Raw genomic sequence first — 21,934 nt, 5'->3', positions numbered from 1 at the left:
CATATTTGGTTCCTCAAAAAAGTAGCTTTCCTACGCCGGTTTGAACCGGATCAGGTTCTAAGGGTGTGTTCTCAGCCTGGGCAAGGATCCCAGACACCCCTAGCTTGGCCAGTGGTGGAGCTGGCGCTGAGGTTTCATCCTACCATTTTGCCTTGGCTGCCATGGGCTGGAAAACCGGGCGGGGATCGACTGGGAAAGGATCAATTTAGGGAAAGCCTCAGAATCGCGATCGGGGTTTGATTGGCGGGCGATCGCGTCTAAATTGGGTGGGAAATTGTGTTGGAAACGTTGTACGGAGTCGCCAGACCATGCCACAGGGGCCAGGATTTTTGTTCACATTTGTCTACTACACCGTGATGGCGACGGTGGTGGCCACTTTCTCGAGTGCGCCGTTGCTGTTTGGTGGACGGTTGGGTCTGGAGGCGATCGAAACAGCCTTGCCGATCGGGCTGGTGTTGGGGCTGTTGGGGGCTTATTTCAACCGCACGGCTTCGCTGGAGCTGACGGTGCGATCGGGCAATGATCTGCAAACGCAACTGGAGCAACTGCTCACGAGCTGGGAATTTGTGACGGTGGATCCCACAACCGTGCTGGGCGATCGCACCGGCATCCAGGTTTATGAACGCGCTTCCTGGCGCAAGTGGTTTTCGGGGCGTGTGTTTGTGCGCATCGAGCGGCAAACGGCCACCGTGGTCAGTCGTGCGGGCCTGATTCGGAAACTGGAGCGACAACTCGGCGCGGTTCTGTAAGGGCGTTAGGGTCGATTTCCTGGAATAACGGTTGTTTCCATACCTCAACGGTCGCCGCCGCCCTAGACAAGGGGCTTAGGGCCTGTCGTCATTTCCATCGCCGTAGGGGTTGGGTCTCCCAACCCTAACCCGGGCGATCGCCCTAACCCTGTCCCCCCTGGGAACACCCAAGGATTACGGGAATCCCCCAATGGGCTGAGAGCCTGTCGTAATTACGACAGACTCTCGACTCTTAATCCTTCCTAACTTCCGGCGTGATCCGTCTTGCTAGTCAGTTTTATTTTTGATACCCCCAGGGGAATTCGAATCCCCGTCGCCTCCGTGAAAGGGAGGTGTCCTAGGCCTCTAGACGATGGGGGCGTATCATTGAGCTTTCGCTCGGAGCGCTCAGGCTCGGTAAACTTACTTTACCATCGCTTGAGTTCTTTTGCTGTGGGCGTTTCGCTCGCGTTTTGCTTGCCGTCCGCGCCTTTCGCGATATCTAAATTAGCGAACTCCTCTAGAAGTGTCAAGCACTCAATTAATTCTTAACAATCGTTAACAATTGATCTCAGCATCCCGATCGCTCGGGTCAGCCAGCGGTCAATTCATTAACCTGCACGATGCACCGGTTCAGGCCGCTATGGCAATTGCTTTGATAGATGACTCCGGCCCGGGGGTGATCGTTATGATTGGAGCAGATCCTAGACAAAATCCAAGACCAGCCCGATTCAGCGCCGGCCAGATCCCAAACCAGCCTGCTTGATGTTTGACTGCGGAAGTCTGGGGCGATCGAGCGAGATTGGTTGGCCACCCTGGCGGAATGGCGACAGGCGGCCATGAATCAGTGGAGTATTGGGGCGATCGGGAGCTGGTAAATTGCACGAGGCGCAAGGGAGGATTGGGGGAATGCAACAAATTCATCGATCGCGTGACCGATCGGGCCAGCGATCGCCCTTCCGATCACCCTTGGGCTGGGCTGTGGTGCTGGGTTGTGTGGCCCTGTTGGCCATTGAGGCGATTGATCAAGGGCGATCGGCGGTGGCCCAGGCGCTCCCGGGAGCGATCGACCGGGTTGGGCAACCTCAGCCTGCGCCCCGGGTGACTGCGCCCGGCCCGGATCGTGAGCTGAAGTTTGACTATTCGGTTTCCGGTTGCGAAGATGCCTCGATATCGCCTGCGGTTGCGCCTCTTTGGGCGGCGGCTCGGGCCCTAACCTGCAAAAGTGGGGCATCCGAGGGGTTGATCCGTTCCCCCTTGGCCTTGGGACGAGAGTTGGTCAGCAACATCGCCATCAGCACCGAAGGCAGAACGCTGGTCTTTGGCCATGATTTGACCTACACCTGCTGTGCGGCTTTTGTGCTCGATCGCTCCCTCGATCGCGAAGGCGGCCAATCGATCATCACCGTCGTGGAACGCAATGAGGGGGAACATTGTCGCTGTCTATGCGATTACCAAATTACCGGCACGATCGGCCCCTTGCCGCCCGGTTCCTACACCTTGCGAGTTTATGGAGAATTGGGAGCTGCCCGCGCTCGACAGTTGCTCTTTGAGCGATCAACCGTCATCGGTGGAGAACTGCCGCCCGCTGGGGCCCCCACGAAGCGATGAATCCTTGGCAACAGTGCCAATCTAAGGCCCTGTCGCCGCCGCTCGATTTCCAGAAGGGGCGATCAAATTCCCATGTATTCTTGAAGAAAGATTTAAAACAAGATTTTTAGGGAATGTCTGAACAGCCCAACTGGCTACCTTGCGGGCCCCAGCGATCAACATAAACAAGGGGCTTAAGCTCCTTGCCTCGCGACGGTTGATGCTTGGTCCGTGTCGAAAGACACTTTCCAGACATCCTCTTGAGACGATATTTCTTAGGCAATATTTCTTAGGCGATATTCAAAAGCCAACTTTTAGGGGAAATTCCCCATCCCTCAGCCACGGTTTCCTGTCCCGATCGCATTGCCCACGGTTGCAGCCGGTGACCAATGCCTCGATCGCCCCTTTCGATCGCCCATGTTGACCCTATCCCCTGAACTCAAAGCCCGTTTGGCCGAACCACTCCAAATTGGTTCCGTCACCCTTCAGAGCCGCGTGTTGCAAGCGCCCCTGTCTGGTGTCACGGATTTGGTCTTTCGGCGTTTGGTGCGGCGCTATGCACCCACCTCGATGATGTACACCGAAATGGTGAACGCCACCGGGCTGCACTACGCACGGCAGCTTCCGCAAATCATGGAGGTTTCCGCCGAAGAGCGCCCCATCAGCATTCAACTGTTTGACTGTCGCCCGCAATTTTTGGCCGAGGCGGCCCAAATGGCCGTTGAAGAAGGGGCCGACACCGTGGACATCAACATGGGCTGCCCGGTGAACAAAATCACCAAAAACGGTGGCGGTTCTTCCCTGTTGCGCGACCCAGAAACGGCCGAGGCGATCGTGCGGGCTGTGGTGGCGGCGGTGAACGTGCCGGTCACCGTAAAATCACGGATTGGCTGGAACGAAAGCGAAATTAATATCGTGGATTTTGCCCGGCGGATGGAAGCGGCCGGCGCAGCCATGCTGACCATTCACGGTCGCACCAGGGCCCAGGGCTATAACGGTCCCGCCAAATGGATTTGGATTCAACGGGTGAAGGAAGCGGTTTCCGTGCCGGTCATTGCCAACGGGGATATTTTTTCCGTGGAGGCTGCGGTGCGTTGTTTGGCGGAAACCGGCGCGGATGGGGTGATGTGCTCGCGGGGAACCATGGGCTATCCGTTCTTGGTGGGTGAAATTGACCATTTCCTGAAAACCGGCGAGTTGCGCCCCCAGCCCAGCCCGATCGAGCGGTTGCGTTGTGCCCAAGAACACCTGACCATGTTGGCCGCTTACAAGGGCGATCGGGGTGTTCGCCAAGCCCGGAAGCACATGACCTGGTATGCCAAGGGGTTCTATGGGGCAGCGGAGTTGCGCGGCCAACTCTGCCGGATTGAAACGGCCGCCGAAGGGGTGGCCCTGATCGATCGCACCATTGCCCAAATTGAACGCCACGAAGCCGAATTCGGCACGATCGGCCCAGAATCAGAACAACCAAACGAGCCAATTAACGAACCCGTTTTGGCCTAGCCCCGATCGACTCCTCAGAACCTGTCAACTAAAAGGCCCTGAAACAGGAAAGACTCTGAATTGACATACTCCCCGCCCTAAAGGAGCGGGGATTCTCTAAGCCTCACGACTTAGATTCCTGCTTCTTAGCAACTGCCTCCACCCCAAAGGTTTCTCGGTCTTATGTTTGCTCCACAGGCTTAAATTCCCGGATGCCCCTCGGTATGTGTTCAACTGTAGTGCAAATCTGCCCTAAAAGGGCGGGGTTTCAGACCCGAGAGTTTTGTTTATGAAGACCTTTGTTTCCGGGAAAATTCACGGTATCCGCGTCACCGACAAAAGTGTGGATTACAACGGCAGCGTCGGCATTGATGCGGCGTTGATGGAGCGAGCTGGCATTGAAGCCTATGAGCAAGTGCATTTGGTTAATCTGCGCAATGGTGAACGTTGGGTCACCTACGCCATTCCTGCCGGGCCGGGCGAATTTACGCTCAATGGTGGTTCTGCGCGGTTGGGAGAAGTGGGCGACAAATGTTTAGCGATCGCCTATCGCTTGAGCGATCGACCCTTCACGGCTCCCGTTGTTTTTTGTGATGAAAACAATGCCATTGCTGACACCATGCAATACCACATTCAAGGCGGCAACCTGACGGGCCATAACGATTGGGTGGTTCCGGTTCATTAAGCTTGTTGCTGTTGGCCGATCGACATCAACAATCAACCCAAGCCACAAACCCAAGGGCAAATAACCCAAAGGCAACCCCCCTAAACAGAAAAAATAGCGGCGAGGCACTTGGCTTCACCGCTATTGTCCTTTTTGGGTCAAAAACTTAGTGATTAATCAATGACCAATTAATGATCAATCGGAGGCAGAGTTGGGCGATCACCCGATTCATTTTGAATCATTCATCACCCAACTTCTCGATCAAGCCTTTTAGACCTTGGCAGCAGCCTTGGCCACCAATTCACCCTTGGCATACTTGCGAGCAAACTCGTCCACCGAGACTTGCTTGATCTTGCTAGCATCGGAGGCAGAGTTGGGCGATCACCCGATTCATTTTGAATCATTCATCACCCAACTTCTCGATCAAGCCTTTTAGACCTTGGCAGCAGCCTTGGCCACCAATTCACCCTTGGCATACTTGCGAGCAAACTCGTCCACCGAGACTTGCTTGATCTTGCTAGCGTTGCCAGCGGTCCAGAACTCGCTATAGCGATCGGCACACACCTTTTGCATGTACTTGATCGAGGGCTTCAGGAAGTGACGGGGGTCAAATTCCTTGGTGTTGGCAGCTAGCGCTTCGCGCACCGCAGCGGTGATCGCCAAGCGGTTGTCGGTGTCGATGTTCACCTTGCGCACACCGCACTTGATACCCTTTTGGATTTCTTCCACGGGCACGCCGTAGGTTTCAGGGATCGTGCCGCCATATTGGTTGATCAGGGCCAGCAGATCTTCGGGAACCGAAGACGAACCATGCATCACCAAGTGGGTATTGGGGAGACGGTTGTGGATTTCTTCAATGCGGCTGATGGCCAGAATTTCGCCGGTCGGCTTGCGGGTGAACTTGTAAGCACCGTGGCTGGTGCCGATCGCCACTGCCAGAGCATCCACTTGGGTTTTTTCCACGAAGTCGGCTGCTTCATCGGGGTCGGTCAGCAGTTGGGAGTGATCCAGCTTGCCTTCAAAGCCGTGACCATCTTCTGCTTCGCCCATGCCGGTTTCCAGCGAACCCAAGCAACCCAGTTCGCCTTCCACGCTCACACCCAGCGAGTGGGCAACTTTCACCACTTCGCGGGTCACGTTCACGTTGTACTCGTAGCTTGCGGGGGTCTTCGCATCAGCTTCCAGCGAGCCATCCATCATCACGCTGGTGAAGCCGTTTTTGATGGCCGAGTAGCAGGTGGCCGGCTCGTTACCGTGGTCTTGGTGCATGCTGATGGGGATGTGGGGATAGGTTTCCACAGCTGCCAAGATCAAGTGACGCAGGAAGTTTTCGCCAGCGTAGTTACGAGCACCACGCGACGCTTGCAGGATCACGGGGCTATCGGTTTCATCGGCTGCCCGCATGATCGCTTGGATCTGCTCCATGTTGTTGACGTTGAAGGCAGGAATGCCGTAGCCATTTTCTGCCGCGTGGTCGAGCAGAAGCCGCATGGGTACGAGCGCCATAGGAATCCTCCTAAGATAGATTTATATCGATGCCTCGATAACTCTCGGCCGGTCGAGTGCTTGGCACTAATCTTAAAACAATTGTTGCCAGCCCCTCTGTTTTTCTGGAAGCAAGAAGTAAAATTTCGACGATTTGGCGGTTTTGGAGATCTTGAATTGACCCAACGCCCGATCAACCAAGCCTAGAGACCTGATCTCGACAGGATTCGGGCGATTCTGGCCCGTGGAAAATCCTGAGTTGCAGGGAATTTTGGCAGGGAGTTTTGGAAAGTGACTTGATCTCCCGATCGACTCGATCGCCCAAAACCAGCCCTTGGGGTGTTGCGCAGGCATGGTGGAGTGTGGAGAGATCCAGGCAGTTCAATCCAGAGCAGGATCCCAAAGACAGGGTCTGAAGACTATCTCCGAAGACTATTTTGGGGGACTGTGGATTCTAAAAAATGGGTCGCCTGGGATTCGAACCCAGAACTAATCGGTTAAAAGCCGAGTACTCTACCGTTGAGTTAGCGACCCCCATCGCCCTTTTGGGGGCTATGAGGCGGTGTTGGGAACTGCAAGAACAACCGGGCTGGTTGGGTGTCGCAGTGAAATTCCGAACACGGGTGATTAATCTAGCAGGCTTTTTGAAGCCCGTCAACTGATCGTTGCAAATCATTGCGCCAAATTGCGCCAAATTGATCCGCCAGTCGATCAAATTTTGGCGTGTGCGACATGATCCAAGGTCACTTTAGCGGCTGGAACGGTTGTCATGCATGGGATATAGCGAAGCCAGGGGGCCGCTGACCGGAGGATCGCTTCCTTGGCGGGCGGCTTCAATTTCTGCCCGGCGGGCCCGCAGTTGGATGTCTTCGAGCATTTTGCGGTTCACGGCCAGCAAATCCGCCACCAATCCCAAAATCCAGAGCTGCACTCCCACCAAGATCCCGATCGCCGCCAGGATCAAGCTAGGCACGTGGGCCCGGGGTGAGCCGCTAAAGTAAAGCAGCAGCCAGCGAATTCCCAGCAACACCCCGATCGAGAAAGGAACTGTCCCCAAAATCAGAAACGATCGCAGGGGCTTGTAGGTCATGAAAATCCGCAGGATCGTGAAGATCGATCGTTGGATGTAGCTGCGGATGCTCTTCACCAGGCGCGAGGGGCGCAAGTAGCCATTGGTGCGAATCGGCACGGAAACAATTGCGATTCCCTGTTGCCCCGCTTGGATAATCGTTTCCAGGGTGTAGGTATAGCCATTGAACACATTGACCCGCAGGGCCGCCTCCCGACTCAGGGCCCGAAAGCCGCTGGGTGCATCGGGAATGTCCGTGTCGCTGGCCAAGCGCACCACCCAACTGCCAAACTTTTGCAGGGCCTTCTTGACGGGCGAGAAATGCTCAATTTCCGCGATCGGGCGGGCCCCAATCACCATCTCTGCTTGATGGGCCAGGATTGGAAACACCAGCGCCGGAATGTCATCGGCACAATATTGATTGTCCGCATCGGTATTAACGATGATGTCTGCTCCGGCCTTCAGGCAAGCATCCAAACCGGCCATGAACGCCTTTGCCAGTCCCTGATTGGTGGACAGTCGCACAACGTGGTCTACCCCATGGGCCAAAGCCACCTCAGCAGTGCGATCAACGCTGCCATCATCAATCACCAACCACTCCACCACATCGCAGCCGGGCACCTCGCGGGGCAAGGCTTGGAGCGTAATGCCCAGGGTTTCTTCTTCGTTGAAGCAGGGAATCTGAATAATCAGCTTAGTCACGGTTCAGTCGCCAGGAAGACGCTAGGGGCGATCGCCCGCATTTAGCCTACCGCCCTTGGGGCAGACCGCAACAGAACCATGGGCCAAGGCGGCCAGCTATATTTTGCGCAACGGTCAAGAATCTTCATCGAAACTTGATGTTGCTCAGATCCAGGCTTTAGCCAATCTTCCAATTGACCCTCAAGTGATACTTTGGCCCAGCCCCGATCGCTTGGATGTAAATATCTGGTGGATATCGGGTCGATATCTAAGTCAGCACTGGATCCGCGAGCGTAATCAATGCTCAAGTCAATACTTAAATCAATACTCAGATCGGTACTCAGATCGATACTCAGATTAATAGTTGAAAGTCAGCAGCACCGTTTAGCTCAGTCGATTATGGTTTCACGAAAACAGCAATCTATTCTTTACATTCTGCAAATCTGAATTTGAGATAAAGGACAAATCGATAGGGTTCTTGCTGGAGAGGAATCCTTTTTTTCAGCAGATCTTAACAAAATCGATCCCCACAAGCGTTGATTTACTTTGATCTGGCGAGGCAGCGATGATCAGCGCGATCAATCACTGGATTAATTTTGCGCTGTAGGGACGGATTTCCGAACTAAAGCCTGGAACCGTTGATTTATCTGGTTCAAAAACTGTCACATCGCGATTTTTTGCCGCACAATTTCGCGAGTCAATGGAAACCAAGGGTATTTGATGGGATGTGCGATCGAGATCACCATTGCTCTGTAATGGCGGCCGGCGTATTAAAGCGTAACGATCGCATTCCGCAACAGCAAGCGGTCACCGCCCCCACCCAATTTATCCTAGATATTAGAGGCAGGTTGAACGAGGGGAAGGCGCAATGAATTCAGTTCAAGTGTTAACGAAAGTAGTGGCGGGCGTTGCATTCTTCGCCAGCACATTGGCAGTGACGGCGCTCCCGAGCGTTGCGGAAAACCCTGCCCATGTGCGCCAACTGCTGGAAACCAAAAGTTGCGCAAATTGTGACCTGAGTGGTGCTGACCTGTCTGATCTTGATCTGGCCGGGGCCAACCTGCAAGGGGCGAATTTGAATGGAGCCAAACTGTGGCGCACGGACTTGACGGCCGCTAACTTGAGCCGGGCCAGCGCGATCGAGGCGCGGATGCACGCAGTTAAGCTCGCCCAAGCCAACCTGCAACAGGCGGATTTGACCCTGGTGGGATTGGTGTTGGCGGATTTGCGCTCGGCCAATCTCCAGGATGCCAACCTGTTGGGAGCCAATATGGAAGGGGCCGAGTTAGCTGGGGCCAACCTGAACAATGCTCGCCAGACCATGGCCGGGTTGCTGCGGTGGCAACAGGCCAGCTACGGCAACATGGATGTGCCGATGGATGTGGCGGGGATTAATTTGCGGGATGCGAATTTACACAACGCTTCCCTCAGTCGCGCCAGCTTGGAAGGGGCTGACTTGGCCGGAGCCAACCTGACCAATGCTGATTTGCGGTTTGCTAAGTTGCATGGGGCGAATGTGGCGAATGCCCGCTTGGAAAACGCTCGCTTGCAGGGCACTATTTTGGCAACCCAAAAGGAAAGCACCGCTCTGCTGATTCGCAGCGCACCGTAAGTTTGGCTGGGTTGGGCGGCCAGCCAGGCCACCAGTTGGCTCGCAGGGGAAGCCAGCAAAGGGCTGAATCCAAGTCTCAATTCGGGCCGCAATTCGGGCCGCAATTTGAGCCGCAATTCGGGCCGCAATTTGAGCCGCTATTCAAGCCGTAATTCGAGTCTCAATTCGAGTCCCAGTCCTACGCGCGTTGATACAATGGCGAGGCACGTTACCGAAACCGAAATAACACCATGAGCGGCGAAATTTTTAGCACGGCTTTTTTGGCATTCACCTTGATTTTGATTGGCTTGGGCGGTGGTTTCCTGTTGCTGCGGTTGCAAGGAGCCGATAAGTAGGCAACTTGGAACAGCGTTTGCCGATTTCATCGGTGGCTAGTCCAGCGTCGATCGGCTCAATCCTCGATTCTCAATTCGCTGCCCGTTCAATGCCGGTTCGCGCGATCGGGTCAAGATTTCAAAGCTCAAACGCAAAACCCAGCCCCGGTACATCACTGAGGCTGGGTTTTGTGGTTTTGAACAGTGCTCTTTCGGTTGGATTAGCCCAAGAGCGCGAGAGTCGTTAGATCACGGAAGATCACGGAAATGGTTTAACGACTAGCGCGGTTGCCCAGTGCTGACCACACGCCGCATGGGAATTGAGTATCGATCGCCATAGCTGAGCACATGCAGGCGGAGGTGATGCAGACTAACGGGATCGTTGGCTCCCACCAAGGATTGATTGGTGTAGGTGATGTCGCCTGGGTCAATGATGGTGACCGTGCCTTTACCAAGCACTTCGATCGAACCGTCATCCTCAAAACAGGCGCAGGTATCTTCATCAATGCCAATGCCCAAGCGATCGGGATGCAGGGACACGGCACTCAAGAGCCGCGCCATCCGATTTCGGTTGTGAAAGTGCTGATCCACAATCACATGGGGCAACACACCAAACCCCGTGGCCATGTCCACCAGCGATCGATTGGGGGACTCGCCCGAGCCACCGCCCGCGATCATGTGGTGGCCCATCACCGCCGCCCCGGCACTGGTTCCGGCCAGGGAAATTTCCCGTCGCCGCACCCGCTCCAGAATGCTTTCCATCAGCCGCGTTTCCGCCAGCAGGCCACACAGCCGCAACTGATCGCCACCGGTCATGAACACGCCCGTACAACTGTAGACATATTCCAGATAGCTTTCGTTGGAGCCTTGGTCGCGATCGCGCACATCAAGAATTTCGATCGACTCGGCTCCCATGCTCTCGAAAATCATGCGGTACTTGCTGCCAATCACCGATGGCTCCCGCGAAGCACTCGGAATGATGGCGATTCTGGCACCGGTTCCGCCCGATCGCTGAAAGAAGGCGTGCAGAATTTCACGACCGTGAATCTTGTCTTCTGCGCCGCCAATGACCATGACTGCGGCTTTTACGGCTTGGGGAACTGAACGATCCAACATTCGCGTGTGAGCTTGCACCATGGGCTTAAACGTGCGAGGGGGAGAGCCAAATTGAGGAGCCATGATCTCTTGCGTTGAGTGGTTGCAGATGGCATTGGCACTCAACCCTGCGCTTCACTCTGCGCTCAATTTTGACTGGATTGTCATTCTGCCGAATGACCGAAACAGGTAAACATTCGGGCAAGGATCGCGCACAAGACTCAACTTAGGAGTAATTAGCGATCGCACAGATATTTAATCATCTTTCTATCCTGCAATTGGCAAAGATTTTGACCGACAGAATGGACCATGATGGCGATCGCGGGCCCTTCAATCGTCCGAGTGTTGCTCAACGACTAATGAATTTCTATGAATTGGTTAGCGATGGGGCAGACATTCAGCCAGTTACTGAGTCAGGCATTCAGTTAGACCTTGACTCGATAGCAGGGTGGGCATTACCCACCCCGATCTAGCCCAGACGGCATTCATCCTACATTTGGCGGACTTGCGGTTCCCCGTCCACAATTTCCCCAATCAGCACGCAGTCTGTGGTTCCCACAAACAGGCCGTTTTCCAGAACTCCGGGAATATTATTCAGGGCTTTTTCCAAGGTGGCGGGATCGTCAATGCCGTTGGGGAACTTCACATCCAGAACCAAGTTGCCCTGATCCGTCACCACGGGGCCGGCTTTTTTGACGGCCATCCGCAATTGCGGCTCACCACCCAGGGCGACGATCGCCCGCTTCACCGGTTCCAAAGCCATGGGCAACACTTCCACAGGCAACAGGAAGGTGGTTCCCAGCCGATCGACCAATTTGCTGGCATCCACCACCACAATAAATTCCGCTGCCAAGCAGTCCACAATTTTTTCCCGAGTGTGGGCTGCGCCGCCGCCCTTGATCAGGTTCTTTTGCGGATCCACTTCGTCGGCCCCGTCGATCGCCACATCAATCCGATCCACATCGTTGGGTGTGGCCAAGGGAATGCCAAACTGCTTGGCCAGCACTTCCGACTGGAACGACGTGGGCACGCCGATGATGTCGGTGAGTTCACCGGACTTGAGCCGATCGCCCAAATATTCGATCGCAAAGGCCGCCGTTGAGCCGCTGCCCAACCCCACGACGGTTCCCGACTTAACGCGGGCCACGGCGGCCCGGGCCACTTGTTGCTTCATGATGGTTGCGGGATCGAGCTGGCTCATGGGTCAAACTCCTGTGAAGTTTTGAAAGATTGATCTCAGGGGGATCGGGTTATGCAAACCGGGTTCAATTAAACACCGGATGGCTGACCCGATCGCGAGTTCCGGCGGCCGAGATTGCAGCGGGATCCGGAAACCCAGGCCCTAAACCGCGACCTGGAACAGGTGTCGTGTCATCAGCCAAATTCCATCAATTCAGATTCCATCAAGCCAATTGAAGCGATCAAGAAAATCCAAGCGATCAAGTTCGGTCAGCCCGATTTACCCCACTAGATTTACCCCACTAGATTTACCCAGCCCGATTTAACCCACTAGATTGAGCCAGCCCGGTTATCAGCAGCCAAATGCGGGCAGATGCGAGGAGATCCATGCAAGCAGGCGAAACCACAGCCCCCAGACAGGAAGAAACGATCGCAGCAATCACCCCCAAGACTGCACCCCCGATCGCCTTGAAAATGCTGGTGATGGAGTTTGACCAGGCTTTGGCGGCGGCCGAGGCGGCTTGGCGACAGGGCCAGGCCCAAGGGGCGATCGAGCAAGCCCGACGGGCCATTCGGCTGGTTCCCGATCGCCCAGAGCCTTACCGTTGGTTGGGCAATGGTTTGCAGGGGCAAGGTCAGTGGGCCGCGGCCGATCGCGCCTATGGCTGGGCCTTGCACTATCGGCCCGATTGGGCAGAAGTCTGGGCTAATCGGGGCACCATTGCCCTGCAACAACAGGATTGGGCAACGTCCACCACACACTATCAGCAAGCCATTCAGGCTAATCCTGAGCTACCGGACTTGCATCTTTATCTGGCCCAAAGTCTTTGCCAGCAATGTCGGTGGCCGGAAGCGGCGGCGGCGATCGAGCAGGCCTTGCAACGCAACCCCGATCGCGCCCTGGCCCACCTGCTACAAAGTTGGATTGCGCTCGATCGCGACACAGGGGACGATCCTGAGCTGGCCTATGCAGCGGTTCAGCGATCGTTGGCATTGGATCCTCACTATCCCGGTGCTTGGTTCCAGTTGGGACGGGTTTGTTTTTATCGCCAAGAATTTCGGGAGGCGATCGCCGCCCACCAACGGGGGCTGACCCTGGCTCCGCCCGATCCCGGTGTGCAGGCGCGGGCCCTGGGAGCGATCGGGAATTGCCACTTTGAGCTGGCGGAATTGGCCGCCGCCGCCGACTGCTACGAAGCCGCCCTCCGCCATCAACCCGCTGAAGCGGATGTTCACTGGGGACGGGCCAACCTTTGGTTACACCAGGGCGACTATGAACGGGGCTTTGCGGAATTTGAATGGCGCTGGCCCAACGTTTTGCCCCGGCGGCCCTTCCAGCAACCGGCCTGGAATGGGGAGCCGATCGCGGGGCAAACCATCTTGGTCTATGCCCAGTGTGGTTTGGGCGATATTTTGCACTTTGCGCGATATTTGCCCCTGTTGGCGGCTCGGGGTGCAAGGGTGGTGGTGGAGTCACCGCAGCCCACGGCCCGAATTTTGGCGGCCCTGCCAGGGGTGGAGCAAGTGGTGGTTCAAGGGGCGGCCCTGCCGGCCTTCGATTGGCAAATTTCCTTCCTGAGCCTGCCTAAGGTGTTCACGCCCAGCTTGGCGGCCATTCCCCGATCGATTCCTTACCTGTCAGCCCAGGCCACGGACTGGCAACCAGAGCAGGAATTTACCTTTCGGCGCGATCGACTCCATGTGGGCATTGCTTGGGCCAGTGGTTACCAAGCCAATCGCGACGGCCGCCGGGACTATCACAATCGATCAATTCCCCTAGCCCAATTTGTGGAGCATCTGAATTGCCCGGAGGTGCAACTGCATAGCTTGCAAGTGGGGCATGATGCCGGGGCGATCGCCCAATTTCCGCAAGTCCAGGCCTGGCACGATCGACTTCGGGATTTTGCTGACACCGCCGCCCTCGCGGCCCAAATGGATTTGGTGATTTGTGTTGACACCTCTGTCACCCACTTGGCAGGCGGTCTGGGCTTGCCCACTTGGGTTTTGTTGCCACAGATGCCCAATTGGCGCTGGATGCTCGATCGCGCCGATTGCCCTTGGTATCCCACGGCTCGGTTGTTTCGTCAGCTCCAACCCCGGGATTGGGCGGGCGTTTGGCAGCAGGTTCGGCCCGCCCTAGCTCAGGCGATCGACCAATGGCGATCGGGACTAGCCCCCTTTGGGCCCCGTTCCTGAGTGAATTTTCGGTTGATTAACCTCACGTTCTTCAGCTTCCAACCACCAACCCAGCGAGCCGCTAAGACAGAAACCAAGACAGGATTTGTCTGCGATCGCATCGGTATCTCCCGATCGGTCTGCTAAGTTCAAGAAAAGTACAATGCCAACGCCAGCGCACCCACCAGCGGGGCCCGGCGCTGGCGGTTTTGTTGTGACCACGTTGTGACCATCGTTGCAGAAGGGTTTGGGGCCATGAGTATCAATCAGCGATCGCAGCCTATGCCGCCATATCGGCTTCCCCATGCCCTCTGGGGGCTGGGAGGAATGATCCTCCTCTCGATCGGCTCCATTGGCTGGGCAGCCAGTCCCGGCGCAGCGCGGCAAATGCCCCCCGATGCAAGACGGCTGGGCCCGGCGAACGAGTCGATCGAGCCGTTGCGCCCCGTGGTTCCCGGTCACCGGGCCCAAGGCAACAGCGATGAAGAAGTGAACGTGCGGGTTTATCGCACCGCCAGCCCCGCCGTTGTGTCGATCGAAACCAGCAGCAGCACCGGCAGCGGCAGCATCGTCAGCACCGATGGCCTGATTCTGACCAACGCCCATGTGGTGGATGATGCCGCCAGCCCCGTGACCGTGGTGTTGGCCGATGGTCAAAAATTTGAGGCGGATATTCTGGGATTTGCAGAAGGCAGCCTAGACCTCGCCATGCTGAAGCTGCGGGGGGCGAGTGGGTTGCCGGTGGTGCCCATTGCGCCGCCCGGTTCCGTGGAAGTGGGGCAGCGGGCCTTTGCGATCGGGAATCCCTTTGGCAAATTCCAAAACACCTTCACCGTGGGCATTGTCAGCCGTCTGGACAACCTTGAAGGGCTAATTCAAACCGACGCGGCCATCAACCCCGGCAACTCCGGCGGCCCACTGCTCAACAGCAAAGGGCAACTGATTGGGGTCAACACTTCGATCTATGTCGATCGCGACGGCGGTGGCAACATCGGCATTGGCTTCGCCATCTCCACCGATCGCGTGTTGGACTTTCTGGCCAAGGCGCGATCGGGAGATTTGCGCCCCTCCATCCCCGTCACCACCCTGGCTTTGAATAATCAGCCCCTGGTCGGCGAACTGGCCGAGGGCGATCGGGTTTTGAGCCAAGACCAAACCCTCTACGACATTTACACCTTCACGGGCGAAGCGGGCAACCAAGTCACGATCGACCTGGCCAGCGGCGACTTCGATGCTTACCTGATCGTGCTCAATCCCGACGGAGAAGAGCTAGCCCAGGACGACGACAGCGGCGGCCAAACCAACGCCCGCATCACCGCCACCCTGCCCAGCAGCGGTCTGTACACCGTGTTTGTAAATACCGCCGCCACCAACCAACAAGGACGCTATACCCTGCGGGCGAGATCGGGTGGCCCCGCCGCCACTAATCCCGGCATACAGCCCGGCTCCCTCATCCTGCAAGATTCCGGCAGCCTGACCGCCAGTTCGCCCCGTCTGCAATCCGACAACAGCCCCTACCAGGAATATCGATTCAATGGGCGGGCCGGCCAACGAATTGAAATCCTGCTGGAGAGCAATGACTTTGATCCCTACCTCATGGTGGCGGATCCCCAAGATGAAAAACTGGCCGATGCCGACGACATCAGCGACACCAACACCAACGCCGCTCTTGTGGTGCAGTTACCCAGCACCGGAACCTACCGGATCATCGTCAATGCCTATGATCCCCAAGGGCGAGGACGCTATCAACTCACGGTGCGCGAGGTTAGCAACTAGGGGAGCGTTCCATGAACTAACCAGCAACCAACCCCTCTAAACGGCAAATGCCCAGCGATCAGCGGTTATCCTTGATCGCTGGGCATTTTTGGCTTTCAAGTTTTGGCTCTAACTTTCAAGTTTTAGTTCTTGATTGTTGCCGTTTGCCTTGAATTTTGTCCTGGGATTTTGCCCTCGGATTTTGCTCTTGAATTCCGAGTCTTGGCCCTTGTCTGCAATGACGATCGCCCTGCTTATCGCAACAAGCAACTGGTAAGCCAAAGGATAATCAGCGTCACCACCGCCACCAACTGCTCCGTGCGCAAGCCAACCACAGGCGGAATCAGACCCGTGATCAACGAACCCAAAATCAGACCGCCAATCAGCCCCAGCAGCGTCAGCAACACCGCTCGGCCAAAACGCCGTTCCTTGCGATTGAGGAAAAACAAGCTCGCCCCTGCCCCGATCGCCAGCACCAATTGCAGCAGCGCACCATCACCACCAGGGTTCAACAACCCCAGCACCAACAGCACCGAAAACGTGCCGCCGGCCTGGATCCAATCGGTACGGGTGGGCTGATCGATCGACCCCGCTAACCAATTGGGCAGTTGCGGCGGCTGACTGGGCTGGGGAGCGGCCGGCGCAGGGCGATCGTCCTGCTCCGCAAACCGGATTCGATCGGGGACTTTAATTCGTCCCTCCTGCCGCAGCCGCAGCCGATCCATCAACACTGCGTCATAGGCCATTTCAACCGCTTCCATCCGTTGGCGGTCTGTTTCATGTTCCTTGAGGAGCCGATTGCGCGCCGATTGAATCTCATCAAAAGACGCATCCTCGGTCACGCCAAGCTGTTCGTAGGGGTTCGGGTTGCTCATGCGTTGGGTGGGGCTAGTCTCTTGGCGGCGATCGAGTGAAACAGCGACTTCGACGCTATCTGTTCAGTACTGTTTTAGTGATCACTGCATGATCGCGGCACTTGGCGATCGCCCTAATACCGTGAAAACACTATTTAAATCTAGTCTAAATTCTAAGCAACCGGCACCTGAGCAGTTCGGATTGGCAACAAGTCCTCATCATTGAACCAGTTTGCCCCCCAAGCCTTGCGCCAGATAGCCGAATCTTCAGCCAGATCTACTGGATCTATCCGGATCTATCTGGATCTATAGGAATCGGCCCACCGCGCCAGACAAGTCGGATCCTTGGGCCAAAACCTTGCACCAGTCAGCCCCCAAGGGTTTGGGATGATGGCCCATCAATTGCCAATCATCAGTTGGTCAAAAGCGAATCGCCGCAACCGTTAGTGAAATAGTGCCGGTTTGATAGAATACGCGCAATAACATGCAGTCCACTGTCCAAAACTTTCCTAAACACTCCCCCGCAAGCGATCAAGCACCCAAATGCGCTAAAGATGCGTTTGGTCACATCCGGTTGATCCCTGATCCCCGTAGAAAGGGTCAATAAACTGGCGTGCAACCCCAATTAGCCCCGCAAATGATTTGGACAATCATCCTATTTGGACAAATTTGGACAAATTCTAGTTGGATCATTGGGCCACGATTTGCACCTGATTGAGTGAAAGGGGCACAATTGAGCAGCCCCTATTTATTTGGGTTCATCACAGCTACCCAAATCCCCACCCCGCGATGACCGTCGCACCCCCAATGGCCCCATAATATTTCTCTGCCGATTATCTTGGCTTCAAAGCGATGACTGACACGCCTCCAAAGCTGCTGGTTGTGGATGACGATCCAGCGATCCGAAAGTTGATCCATCGCTTCTTAAGCAAGCAGCAATATCAAATGGAGTCGGCTCCTGACGGGAAGACGGCCTTAGCGCTCTTTGAAAAGTTTCAACCCGATCTGGTGATTTTGGATGTCAATCTACCGGATGCAACGGGGTACGAACTGTGTCGAGAAATGCAAGCCAAAACGGGTGTCTACGTTTTGATGCTCACCAGTCGTTCCGATGAAGCCGATAAGATTAAGGGGTTTCGCCAAGGAGCAGATGATTACCTGACAAAGCCCTTTAGCTTGATGGAATTAGGGGTGCGAGTTAGTGCCATTCTCAAGCGGGGTCGGGGCAATTCTCCGCGCGATTTACCGCAACCTTCCCTTAACTTTGGCAGTCTAATCATCGATCCAGAACGCCACGAAGTCACCCTTGATGATCAATTAATTACCCTAACGGCCTTAGAGTTCAATATTTTGCATTTTTTGGCCAATCATCCAGGACGAGTCTGGAATCGCCAAGAACTTTTGCAAAGAGTTTGGGATTACGACTATGTGGGCGACCAACGGGTTGTTGATGTCCACATTGGTCAAATTCGCAAAAAGATGGAAAGTGCAGGCGCGAAAACCCAAATTATCCAAACGGTGCGTGGAGTTGGTTATCGATTTAATCCTCCCGATGCTGCACCACCGGCTCAATAGGCTCAATAGGATGTTCTAAGAGGATGTCTGAACAGTAACTTGGGGTACTTGCAAAGAGGCTAGTAGCCGTAGGGGCAAGGGGCTTAAGCCTCTTGTCTTCGTCGCTCAATGCAAACCCATAAGGTGGCAGTTTCGGCTTTTTAGCCATCCTCTAAGGATTACCGAGGGTATTTAGAGGGAAATGCTGGGGCGGTCGATCGGGCGGTCGATCGGGACTTCAAAACCCAATCGTCAATGTTGAATCAGCATTGCATCAGCGAAGGTAGCCCGTTTTCTCGCCGTCAACTCTGGCTTTTCAGACATCCTTCGCGCAAGGCCTTGTGAAACCTGGGGCGCGAATCCCGAGCATCATCATCGGAATACGGTAGCCTTGAATACAAGATCAGGCCAGGTGATCTCCTAAGCTAAGGGGAATTTTGGATAAATCAAATTGTCCTTTCTACTCCCCATGGGTGCATTCCAGACCGTTTAGCTAATGCCCTAATTCGGTAGTTTTCAGGCAATAGTCAATTGCACCAATTCTCAAGAGAAATTTGTCAATCTTGAAGAAGTTTGATGAGGAGTAAATTTAGGAGTAAATTCAGAGTGAACCAATAATTTCAAAAATGACTAATTTCAAAAATGATTAATTGAAGGAATGGCTCAAGATTGCAGTCATTTCTCATTATTCTTTTTTGGTTTTAGTCAATTTTCAGAAAAGCCTAACAAATTAGTATTAGGCGATTCCTGTTTTGATCGTCATTGCATCATCCTTTACAACAGCAATCGAAAAAAACCTAAATTATTGGGTTTATCCTTCAGTTGCCAACGACTCATTTTGTCGCTAAAGATGCATTTGGAGACTAGATCTAGCCGAAATTCCATCAAAAGTCCGTCATCAGGATGAGGTCGTTAAAATGAGATGGGTCAGAAAGTTCTGAAGTTTCCCGAATCTGCAAAATTTGATTGAGATATAGGAAATGTGTAGTTGTCGAGAGAGCTGAGGCATTGTCATGCCATCGCACCCCGAGATTACCTAGTTTTGCAGTGATGGTCATTCTATTGGCCAATCAGCATCGCGTCTTCACCCCCTCTTGACCACATGAGACATCGCGTCTTTGAACTGCTACTGATTCTGAAGGCCACGAGGCTTTCTTCCATTGGTGCTCAGATGCTCTTGTGGACGATGCTGGGCATTTTGTCAACGCTGGGCATCATGACCGGGATTACTTACAACCTGCTGAAGGATCAGACGGTTGATGAGATTCAAAAAACCCTGAGGATTGAGGTGCAAGGCCTCGAAAGCGATCTGAAGCAGGTGGAAGAATTTGCGGATGGGTTCGGGGTTGCTGTCTATGAGGTCAGCCGACTGGGCCAGGATGAGGCGGCGATCGCCCAAAGTTGTGAACAGATTATTTTGGAATTTTTGAAAAACCGGCCGCCTCTGGTGGCGGGTTTGGGGTTGCAACAGGAACCGTTTGCCCTGCTGAAGGGCCGGGAGCAGTTCGATCCGTATTATTCGATCGTGCCGCAGCGGTTGGTAAACCGGGCTTCGGAATTAGGGCGATCGCGGCCCACGCCCGCTGGCCCCCGATCCACGGTGTCGGAACCGAAAACCGCTTTTTCGGAGCCAAGCATGATCCATAAGCGGCTGGCTCCGCCCTATGTGTTGATCCGCGATGGTATTCCCCCTTCTACTCCATCGCCCACGGCCACGCCTTCAACCCCCGATCGCTTGGCCCAGCTCGATCGCACCGAGTCCCTGACGGAGCGACTCACCCCTTCGGAAGCCCGCCTGGTGTCCCCTAAGGAGGCAAGTGCGGCGGAGCCAAGGTGGCTCAAGCCCTACCGCTGGAATCAACAGGTGCTGGTGACGCTGCTGAGTCCGGTGCGCAGTCGCGATCGCCACAAGGTGGGATCCACGGTGGCGGATATTGACATCACCAACCTTAGTGAACGTTTGGCGCGGCCGGTGTTGGGGCAGGACGGCTATTTCGTGCTGCTGAGCTATGAGGGGGAACTGCTGGCCTATCCACCGGATCCGCAGCGGGCCACGGGCCTATCGAGCTACCAGAAAATTCCCTCCCTGGAACGAATTTGGCCCAAAATTCGCCAATCTCGGTTGGGTTTTCGGACAACTCCCGCTGAGTTTTTGGCCTATCGCCCGATCGCGGGAACAGACTGGATGATGGTGGCGGTGGTGCCGCGCCGCCGACTGTTTACCCCCATTTTCCAAACGGCCTTGGGAACCAGCTTGGTGGCCAGTTTGGTGCTGTTGGGCAGCATTTGGTTTTTTGTGCACCGGTTGAATCAGCGCTTGAAGCCCATGATTGATGGCTGCCGGGAACTGGTTCACAGCAGCCAAATGGCGCTGCTTGCTAGCGGAATTACCAATGAAGAGGAAACATCGCCCCCGGCAGGGGGAATCCCCAGCAACCCCAAAGGGCCAGAGTCGGCGCGATCGCCCGAATCGATCGCCCCTATGGCTACCTTGGCCAGCGCCGCGCCGCCCTTTCCCGGCGCAGGAGCGGGCGCGGTGGGGGCGATCGACCCTTCCGCAGCCTTAGCAACCAAGTCTGCCACTGCGATTGATCCCACCCTGGGACTCGATGAAATTGATCTTTTGCAAGATGCTTTCCAAGCCATGTATCGGCAATTGGAAACCTCGCTTAGCTCTTTGCAAAATACCCTGAATCAACTGAAAGATACCCAACTTCAGGTGATTCAAAGCGAAAAAATGGCGGCGGTTGGGCAAATGTTGGCAGGGGTAGCCCACGAAATTAATAATCCCATTAGCTTTATCTCCGGCAATGTGGAACACCTGGGCCACTATGTTCAGGATTTGGGCCGCATCATTCGCAGCTATCAACATTACTTTCCCGAAGTACCGGACGAGTTACAAGAGGTGTTGGAGGAAGTTGATCCTGATTTTCTGTTGGATGATTTGACCCAAATGGTGCGATCAATGCGATTGGGATCCGAGCGCGTGCGGGATATTGTGCGATCGCTCCGATCCTTCTCGCGAGCCAATGACAACGATTTTCAGGTGACCAATATCCATGAAGGACTCGACAGCACCTTAATTATCTTGAACCATCGCATTAAGGCTTCCAGTGAACGGCCGGAAATTCAGGTGTTGCGAGAATATGCGGATTTGCCCTTGGTGGAATGTTGTTTAGGGCCCCTGAATCAGGTGTTCATGAACCTTTTGAGCAATGCGATCGACGCGATCGAAGAATCCCAATCCGGTTGGACTTTTGATGAAATTCGGGAAAATCCTGGCATTATTCGGATTCAAACACGCCTCTGTGAAGGACGGCTGATTCGGATCACGATCGCCGATAATGGTAGTGGCATTCCTGAACATTTGCAGGGGCAGGTCTTCAATTCTTTTGTGACTTCAAAACCCGTGGGCAAGGGCACAGGTTTGGGGCTTTCAATCAGTCACCAAGTCATTCATCAAACCCATCGAGGGCGGCTCTGGTTTGATTCGCAGGTGGGGCGTGGCACAGCATTTCATATCGAAATCCCGATTCATCAAGACATTCCCAGTCCGGCCCTTTCCCAGGCTGTGGCTGCCGTGAGCTAGGCCACTGCCGCCTTCTCGTGACCGCTTGCTGACACCCAACCCACCAACATCCCCCTCAAAGCCATCGCGACCAATCCGTTCATTGGCCCCCTTTCTGAAAGAGTTTAA

The 21,934-nt window shown here is 55.0% G+C and carries 15 protein-coding genes, 2 tRNA genes and 1 riboswitch; of the genes, 10 read left to right on the top strand and 7 right to left on the bottom strand.

Features of this window, described 5'->3' with window-relative positions; translation table 11 throughout:
• Positions 1-10 precede the first annotated feature (10 nt).
• Positions 11-111: riboswitch (TPP riboswitch) on the bottom strand.
• A gap of 197 nt (positions 112-308) precedes the next feature.
• Positions 309-749 (top strand): hypothetical protein, encoded by a 441-nt coding sequence (locus VPK24_RS13735; protein WP_099533142.1) that lies wholly within the window; start codon positions 309-311, stop codon positions 747-749.
• A gap of 287 nt (positions 750-1,036) precedes the next feature.
• Here the strand turns inward: VPK24_RS13735 and VPK24_RS13730 are convergent.
• A tRNA-Glu gene (locus tag VPK24_RS13730) sits at positions 1,037-1,109 on the bottom strand.
• Positions 1,110-1,637: 528 nt separating this feature from the next.
• Between VPK24_RS13730 and VPK24_RS13725 the strand changes: the two genes are divergently transcribed.
• The 3 genes from VPK24_RS13725 (at position 1,638) to VPK24_RS13715 (ending at position 4,485) form a co-directional block, all read left to right on the top strand.
• Complete coding sequence (locus VPK24_RS13725) at positions 1,638-2,339, top strand: hypothetical protein (RefSeq protein ID WP_393014155.1); 702 nt, start codon at positions 1,638-1,640, stop codon at positions 2,337-2,339.
• A 396-nt stretch (positions 2,340-2,735) separates the two neighbouring features.
• Complete coding sequence (dusB, locus tag VPK24_RS13720; protein ID WP_393014212.1) at positions 2,736-3,821, top strand: tRNA dihydrouridine synthase DusB; 1,086 nt, start codon at positions 2,736-2,738, stop codon at positions 3,819-3,821.
• A gap of 268 nt (positions 3,822-4,089) precedes the next feature.
• Entirely contained in the window at positions 4,090-4,485 is a 396-nt protein-coding gene (locus tag VPK24_RS13715) for an aspartate 1-decarboxylase (protein ID WP_190355930.1), read from the top strand.
• Positions 4,486-4,896: 411 nt separating this feature from the next.
• Here VPK24_RS13715 and fba read toward each other — a convergent pair whose 3' ends face one another.
• From fba to VPK24_RS13700, 3 genes are all read right to left on the bottom strand, one after another.
• The gene (gene fba, locus VPK24_RS13710) at positions 4,897-5,970 is read right to left on the bottom strand and encodes a class II fructose-bisphosphate aldolase (RefSeq protein ID WP_393014153.1); all 1,074 of its coding nucleotides are present in this window, start codon (positions 5,968-5,970) and stop codon (positions 4,897-4,899) included.
• A 441-nt stretch (positions 5,971-6,411) separates the two neighbouring features.
• Positions 6,412-6,483 (bottom strand) — tRNA-Lys (locus VPK24_RS13705).
• Between the two features lie 214 nt (positions 6,484-6,697).
• Entirely contained in the window at positions 6,698-7,720 is a 1,023-nt protein-coding gene (locus tag VPK24_RS13700; protein ID WP_393014151.1) for a glycosyltransferase family 2 protein, read from the bottom strand.
• Between the two features lie 847 nt (positions 7,721-8,567).
• Between VPK24_RS13700 and VPK24_RS13695 the strand changes: the two genes are divergently transcribed.
• Positions 8,568-9,311 carry a pentapeptide repeat-containing protein gene (locus VPK24_RS13695; RefSeq protein WP_393014149.1) on the top strand — a complete coding sequence of 248 codons (744 nt, stop codon included), beginning with the start codon at positions 8,568-8,570 and terminating at the stop codon, positions 9,309-9,311.
• A gap of 230 nt (positions 9,312-9,541) precedes the next feature.
• Positions 9,542-9,646 carry a cytochrome b6-f complex subunit PetM gene (gene petM / locus VPK24_RS13690; protein ID WP_099533150.1) on the top strand — a complete coding sequence of 35 codons (105 nt, stop codon included), beginning with the start codon at positions 9,542-9,544 and terminating at the stop codon, positions 9,644-9,646.
• A 258-nt stretch (positions 9,647-9,904) separates the two neighbouring features.
• On the opposite strand, the gene VPK24_RS13685 is transcribed toward petM, so the two are convergent.
• Positions 9,905-10,762 carry a cyanophycinase gene (locus VPK24_RS13685; RefSeq protein ID WP_099533151.1) on the bottom strand — a complete coding sequence of 286 codons (858 nt, stop codon included), beginning with the start codon at positions 10,760-10,762 and terminating at the stop codon, positions 9,905-9,907.
• 448 nt (positions 10,763-11,210) lie between these two features.
• On the bottom strand, positions 11,211-11,921 hold the full coding sequence (gene rpiA / locus VPK24_RS13680; RefSeq protein ID WP_099533153.1) for a ribose-5-phosphate isomerase RpiA: 711 nt from the start codon (positions 11,919-11,921) through the stop codon (positions 11,211-11,213).
• 365 nt (positions 11,922-12,286) lie between these two features.
• Between rpiA and VPK24_RS13675 the strand changes: the two genes are divergently transcribed.
• Positions 12,287-14,095, top strand: a complete 1,809-nt coding sequence (locus VPK24_RS13675; protein ID WP_393014147.1) for a tetratricopeptide repeat protein — start codon at positions 12,287-12,289, stop codon at positions 14,093-14,095.
• Between the two features lie 204 nt (positions 14,096-14,299).
• On the top strand, positions 14,300-15,850 hold the full coding sequence (locus tag VPK24_RS13670; RefSeq protein ID WP_393014145.1) for a trypsin-like peptidase domain-containing protein: 1,551 nt from the start codon (positions 14,300-14,302) through the stop codon (positions 15,848-15,850).
• A 233-nt stretch (positions 15,851-16,083) separates the two neighbouring features.
• Here the strand turns inward: VPK24_RS13670 and VPK24_RS13665 are convergent, their stop codons facing one another.
• The gene (locus VPK24_RS13665) at positions 16,084-16,704 is read right to left on the bottom strand and encodes a CPP1-like family protein (protein ID WP_190531203.1); all 621 of its coding nucleotides are present in this window, start codon (positions 16,702-16,704) and stop codon (positions 16,084-16,086) included.
• A gap of 831 nt (positions 16,705-17,535) precedes the next feature.
• Between VPK24_RS13665 and VPK24_RS13660 the strand changes: the two genes are divergently transcribed.
• Complete coding sequence (locus VPK24_RS13660; RefSeq protein ID WP_190355924.1) at positions 17,536-18,258, top strand: response regulator transcription factor; 723 nt, start codon at positions 17,536-17,538, stop codon at positions 18,256-18,258.
• A 1,081-nt stretch (positions 18,259-19,339) separates the two neighbouring features.
• Positions 19,340-21,826 carry an ATP-binding protein gene (locus VPK24_RS13655; protein ID WP_393014142.1) on the top strand — a complete coding sequence of 829 codons (2,487 nt, stop codon included), beginning with the start codon at positions 19,340-19,342 and terminating at the stop codon, positions 21,824-21,826.
• Positions 21,827-21,934: the final 108 nt, after the last annotated feature.

The organism is Limnothrix redekei LRLZ20PSL1, assembly GCF_043235035.1.
GTDB lineage: Bacteria > Cyanobacteriota > Cyanobacteriia > CACIAM-69d > CACIAM-69d > CACIAM-69d.
Note: the sequence above shows the minus strand (reverse complement) of the source record. Positions and strands in the feature narration are given on the sequence as shown.

Coding starts and splice junctions, on each gene's coding strand:
- VPK24_RS13735 (WP_099533142.1), top strand. CDS start 309: ATGCCACAGGGGCCAGGATTTTTGTTCACATTTGTCTACTACACCGTG.
- VPK24_RS13725 (WP_393014155.1), top strand. CDS start 1,638: ATGCAACAAATTCATCGATCGCGTGACCGATCGGGCCAGCGATCGCCC.
- dusB (WP_393014212.1), top strand. CDS start 2,736: ATGTTGACCCTATCCCCTGAACTCAAAGCCCGTTTGGCCGAACCACTC.
- VPK24_RS13715 (WP_190355930.1), top strand. CDS start 4,090: ATGAAGACCTTTGTTTCCGGGAAAATTCACGGTATCCGCGTCACCGAC.
- fba (WP_393014153.1), bottom strand. CDS start 5,970: ATGGCGCTCGTACCCATGCGGCTTCTGCTCGACCACGCGGCAGAAAAT.
- VPK24_RS13695 (WP_393014149.1), top strand. CDS start 8,568: ATGAATTCAGTTCAAGTGTTAACGAAAGTAGTGGCGGGCGTTGCATTC.
- petM (WP_099533150.1), top strand. CDS start 9,542: ATGAGCGGCGAAATTTTTAGCACGGCTTTTTTGGCATTCACCTTGATT.
- VPK24_RS13685 (WP_099533151.1), bottom strand. CDS start 10,762: ATGGTGCAAGCTCACACGCGAATGTTGGATCGTTCAGTTCCCCAAGCC.
- rpiA (WP_099533153.1), bottom strand. CDS start 11,921: ATGAGCCAGCTCGATCCCGCAACCATCATGAAGCAACAAGTGGCCCGG.
- VPK24_RS13675 (WP_393014147.1), top strand. CDS start 12,287: ATGCAAGCAGGCGAAACCACAGCCCCCAGACAGGAAGAAACGATCGCA.
- VPK24_RS13665 (WP_190531203.1), bottom strand. CDS start 16,704: ATGAGCAACCCGAACCCCTACGAACAGCTTGGCGTGACCGAGGATGCG.
- VPK24_RS13660 (WP_190355924.1), top strand. CDS start 17,536: ATGACTGACACGCCTCCAAAGCTGCTGGTTGTGGATGACGATCCAGCG.
- VPK24_RS13655 (WP_393014142.1), top strand. CDS start 19,340: ATGAGACATCGCGTCTTTGAACTGCTACTGATTCTGAAGGCCACGAGG.